Below are 4,983 nucleotides of genomic sequence, written 5' to 3'. Positions count from 1 at the left end.
TCTCGAAAATCTAAAAACAAAGCATTATACTTAAAATCACTTGACTTTCATAGTTAAATTTAATCAAATCTATTTACTATTGACAAAACTCTCGGTATCATATGCCCATCTCGGAGGGATGGCAGAGCGGCTGAATGCACTGGTCTTGAAAACCAGCAAGGATTAATCTCCTTCTAGGGTTCAAATCCCTATCCCTCCACCATTATTCTAGTCATCTCACGCACAACACACATTACTCGCCACATATGGCGCTGTTGTCGTTGCTCGTGTCATCAAAATAACTTTAATGACATTTATGGTTCTTTATTTTGGGGTTAATTTGGCTTATTTTGACAACTCTCACCTGTCACTCCTTTTAAAAGGTGCGATTCGATAGTTTGGTTAGTATTAAGGAGTTTTGACGATTTAGAAGTTTTTTGATAACCAGTCAGATGTGGCTTTAATTAATTCTTTATTTTCCACAATCTAACTCCTTTTATTTTATTAAATATTACCTTGAAGCATAACGACCTCGTTTTTGCGGTTCTATTTCTTGTGTTATTTTTGGCGCTACTAATGCCAAATTAGCTAACTCAAAAATTGAAAATGACGGCATTAAATTACCTGATTGTTGTAATTCTTTAGATAACTCTTTAACTCCCCAAAAAATAGTTGGGTTAACAAACTTAATATCATCTTTATTAACAGTTTTATTACTGATTACCCAATCATAATACTCAAAACGCCTTATAGTTAGATAAACCGTAAAATCTGCATTACTGTTTAAATCTTTTGGAATGCCATCAATTTCACCTATTGTTTGGTCGTTATTCCAAAAAGGAGCAATTCTATTTTTATTGCCATTAATTTCACCAAATACTTGTTTAAGTGTATTTTTAGTATGAAATAAAACAAATAACACCTCTTTTTGCACAAAACCCATATGAATAAAATCTAGGGCAAGTCCCATCAAAAAAACATGAAAATCACTAAATTTAGTTTCCTTGCCAGCGCCTTGCCCTTCATCTTCAAAAAAAATATACTTACCTTTCTCTCTATGCTCTTTTCTATCTAAGTTAAGCAATCTTTTAAAATGCGACAAAAATTTATCAGATGGATTACCCACTGTATTAACTTTAGAGCCAAACTCTTCACGCGCCATAAAATACTTATATAGCCCTTCTTCTATTTGGTTTCTTTTATGCTGTTGTTTAAAAATATTTTTGTTCATAATGTGTATTTTAAATTAAAGCATTTATTAATGCAACATTAAAAATAACAAAAATGGTAAAATGCATTATATTTTTATAAAGCAACTTATTTAATGTCAAAAAAGATAGATCAAAAAACCAAAAAAATAGAAGAAACTCTTTGGCAGTCGTGCGATAAATTAAGAGGCTCAATTGAGCCTGCTGAATATAAGCATGTTGTTTTGGGGCTTATTTTTCTGAAATTTGCCAGTGATAAATTTGAACAACGCAAAAAAGAACTTATTGAGGATGGGAAAGAAAAATATGTGGAAATGAAGGATTTCTACACAATGAAAAATGTCTTCTTTCTGGAAGATATTTCTCGTTGGAACTATATCATTAAAAATGCCAAGCAAAATGATATTGCTCTAAAAATTGATACCGCTCTAAATACGATTGAGAGAGACAACACTTCCTTAAAGGGTGCATTGCCTGATAATTACTTTTCTCGGCTTGCCTTAGATAAAATAAAACTGGCATCCTTGCTAGATACCATTAATGACATTGATACACTCAAAGACAATGGGCAGGATATTATTGGTCGTGTTTATGAATATTTCTTAGGTAAATTTGCCTTAAAAGAAAGCAGTGGCAAGGGAAAAGGCGAATTCTATACCCCTAAAACGATTGTAAATTTAATTGCTGAACTTATCGAACCCTACAAAGGTATTATATATGACCCCTGTTGTGGAACAGGTGGTATGTTTGTGCAATCTATTAAGTTTATTGAAAACCATCAAGGCACAAAAAAAGAAGTGTCCATTTACGGACAAGAGAACACCCCAACCACTTATAAACTGGCAAAAATGAATCTTGCCATTCGGGGCATTTCTGCAAACCTTGGTGACAAACATGCCGATACCTTTGCCAACGACCAACACAAAGACCTCAAAGCCGATTACATCATGGCTAATCCACCTTTTAATCTAAAAGACTGGCGAGGTGAAAACGAGTTGTTGGACGACCCAAGATGGATGGGCTACGAAGTACCGCCCAAAAGCAATGCCAATTATGGTTGGATTCTCAACATGGTGTCCAAACTGTCTGAAAATGGCGTTGCAGGCTTTATCCTTGCCAACGGTGCTTTGTCTGGTGGCGGTGAAGAATATAAAATCCGTAGAAAACTGATTGAGAACAATCTGGTTGAAGCCATTATCATTATTCCAAGAAATACCTTTTATACCACCGATATTAGCGTAACGCTTTGGATTCTTAATAAAAACAAAAAAGAGCGAACTGCTCATATCAACAGTACCGATAAGAACTACCGACATCGTGAACAAGAAATTCTGTTTATGGATTTAAGGCGTTGGGGCAGTGAATACGAAAAAAAGTATGTGCAACTCACTGAGCAAGACATTGAAAAAGTTGCCTTAAATTACCACAATTGGCAACAAGCAGGTTTTGAAACCACTTATAAAGATATTCCTGAATTTTGCAAATCTGCCAGTTTTGAAGAGATAGAAGCCAACAACTTTTCACTTGTGCCGAGTAAATATATTGAGTTTGTTGATAAGGACAGCGGCATTGATTTTGATACAGAGATGAAACGCATTCAGAAAGATTTTAAAACATTACTGATCGATGAAAAAAAATCGCAAAATCAATTGATTAATGCTTTTAAGGTATTGGGTTATGAGCTATAAACGATTGGGCGATTACATACAGTTGGTGGATAAGCGGAATAAAGATTTAGCGGTTACAAATCTTTTGGGGGTTAGTATTCAGAAAAAGTTTATTCCGTCAATTGCAAATATAACTGGAACGGATATGTCCGTTTATAGAAAGATTAAAAAGAACCAATTTGCTTTTAGTCCTGTAACTTCAAGAAATGGAGAGAAAATAACAGTTGCTTTGTTAAAAGAAGTTGATGAAGCAATTCTTTCGCCTGCATATCAGGTATTTGAAGCAAAAGACAAAAATAGATTAATCCCCGAATATCTTTTCATTTGGTTCAATCGCTCTGAATTTGACCGCTATGCTCGCTTTAACTCTTGGGGAAGTGCAAGGGAAACTTTTAACTGGGATGATATGTGTGATGTAAAATTACCAATCCCCGACATTGAAGAACAACGCAAATATGTAGCACTTTACAAAGGACTGCTCAACAACCAAAAAGTCTATGAAAACAGCTTGGACGATTTGCAGTTGATTTGTGATACTTATATTGAGGATTTAATAAAAATAGAAGAGTCGAAACTGCTTGGAGAGTATATTGAAAGAACAAATGAACGAAATACAGATGATGCTATAAAAGAAGTACGGGGAATGAGTACTAAAAAACAATTTAGAATTGCACAATCAAGAGTTGATACAAAAAAGTTAACGAATTATAGGATTGTTAAGACTAATGAATTTGCCTATGTACCAACAACTGATACTTGGAAAGTTCTTGCTGTTGCTCTTTCTAATTTTAATTTTCCAGTTGTAGTTTCGCCCATTTATGTAACATTTAAATCTAAAAACACAAATTTGTTATTACCAGAATATTTATTCTTATTTTTAACAAGAACTGAGCTTGATCGTTATGCTCGTTTCCATTCTTGGGGCAGTGCAAGAGAAAACTTTAATTGGGACGATATGTGCAATATAAAATTACCAATCCCCGATATAAAAATACAAGAAGCAATCGTTACTATTTACCACACCTTAGAAACTCGCAAGCGAATAAATGAGCAATTAAAAGCCAGCATAAAACCACTTTGCCCTGTTTTGATGCGTGGGGTTGTGAAGGAAATGGAAAAAGAGGAGACTGTGACATGAAACTAAAAATATTCTCTTCAATATTTATTTTTCTAAGTGCTTATTCTCCACTTGCCGTAATTTTCTTAATCCAAGATTTTGATTGGAAAACCAAATCAGTTTTGCACCCCGAAATCATGTATCCAATACTAGTGATTGCGATTATTTCCGTAATTTTGATTTGGGTGGCAGTAAAATCTATAAAAGTCTCTACACCCCCCGTAAAAGTCCTGTCTGTTTCCAATAAATCTGGTGAGCTAATAAATTACAGTATCCCTTATATGATTTCATTTTTTGTCATGGATTTATCAAAGACCAAACTTTTAATTAGTTTTGTTTTTTTTATGGTCCTTATATATGTGTTGACGCTTAAAACTCACAATATATTTATCAATCCAATTTTAGCAGTCATTGGTTACAATATTTATGATGTTAAATATCAAAAAGATGGCATAGAGCACCAGTCATTTTTCCTTGTTAAAAGCGATAGATTAAAAAAAGCCGAACGTTGTCGAATTGTTGAGCTTTCTGAACATTTGTTTTTAGTAACAGAACGAAACCCACAGGTCTAATATGAAAAATTTACAAGAAAGTTTCAACAAGGTAAAAGAGATAAATTGGAATGAAGCTGTGGTTTCTTTTTATGTAGTAAAAAGAAAACTGGTACGCCGAGAGGCAAAATATAAAATACTTCAAGTAAATGTAGATGAAAAATTACGTAAAAAACTAAGAAAAGTAGCGAACGATAAAGTTCAAAAATCAAATCAAGCTTTAGAATATGATTTTAATACCAGTGATTTAGATGACAACGTGCTGGGTATTCCAATAGAAGAAACTGATTTAAAAGAATTAATTGACAGTATTATAGCAGAGGAAGCACCTGAAACAGCTAATTCTTATGAAGCCCTAATCGGTTCTTGGATTTATATTGCACGTTTAGAAAAAGATGAACAAATACTCTATTCTGTTAGGCGTGTGTCTGAAGGCTGGACTACAAAAAAAGTATCTCAAC

5 protein-coding genes and 1 tRNA gene are annotated in these 4,983 nt (G+C 33.7%); 5 read left to right on the top strand and 1 reads right to left on the bottom strand.

From position 1 onward, the window contains the following. Positions 1 to 112: 112 nt before the first annotated feature. Positions 113 to 202, top strand: a tRNA-Ser gene (locus BBROOKSOX_RS08915). 288 nt (positions 203 to 490) lie between these two features. Here the strand turns inward: BBROOKSOX_RS08915 and BBROOKSOX_RS08910 are convergent. After that, on the bottom strand, positions 491 to 1,210 hold the full coding sequence (locus BBROOKSOX_RS08910; RefSeq protein WP_139661171.1) for a hypothetical protein: 720 nt from the start codon (positions 1,208 to 1,210) through the stop codon (positions 491 to 493). 93 nt (positions 1,211 to 1,303) lie between these two features. On the opposite strand from BBROOKSOX_RS08910, the gene BBROOKSOX_RS08905 reads away from it, so the two are divergent. From BBROOKSOX_RS08905 to BBROOKSOX_RS08890, 4 genes are all read left to right on the top strand, one after another. Next, a complete protein-coding gene (locus BBROOKSOX_RS08905) occupies positions 1,304 to 2,875 on the top strand; it encodes a type I restriction-modification system subunit M (RefSeq protein WP_139661169.1) in 1,572 nt (523 codons plus the stop codon). Further along, entirely contained in the window at positions 2,865 to 3,992 is a 1,128-nt protein-coding gene (locus tag BBROOKSOX_RS08900; protein WP_257607827.1) for a restriction endonuclease subunit S, read from the top strand. Before BBROOKSOX_RS08905 ends, BBROOKSOX_RS08900 begins: the two co-directional genes overlap by 11 nt. Continuing rightward, on the top strand, positions 3,989 to 4,543 hold the full coding sequence (locus tag BBROOKSOX_RS08895; RefSeq protein WP_139661164.1) for a hypothetical protein: 555 nt from the start codon (positions 3,989 to 3,991) through the stop codon (positions 4,541 to 4,543). Before BBROOKSOX_RS08900 ends, BBROOKSOX_RS08895 begins: the two co-directional genes overlap by 4 nt. Position 4,544: 1 nt before the next feature. Next, on the top strand, positions 4,545 to 4,983 hold a 439-nt coding region (locus BBROOKSOX_RS08890; protein ID WP_139661161.1), incomplete at its 3' end, for a hypothetical protein.

It is taken from the genome of bacterium endosymbiont of Bathymodiolus sp. 5 South (genome assembly GCF_900128535.1).
Taxonomy (GTDB): Bacteria; Pseudomonadota; Gammaproteobacteria; order PS1; family Pseudothioglobaceae; genus Thiodubiliella.
This window is presented reverse-complemented; position numbering and strand designations above follow the sequence as displayed.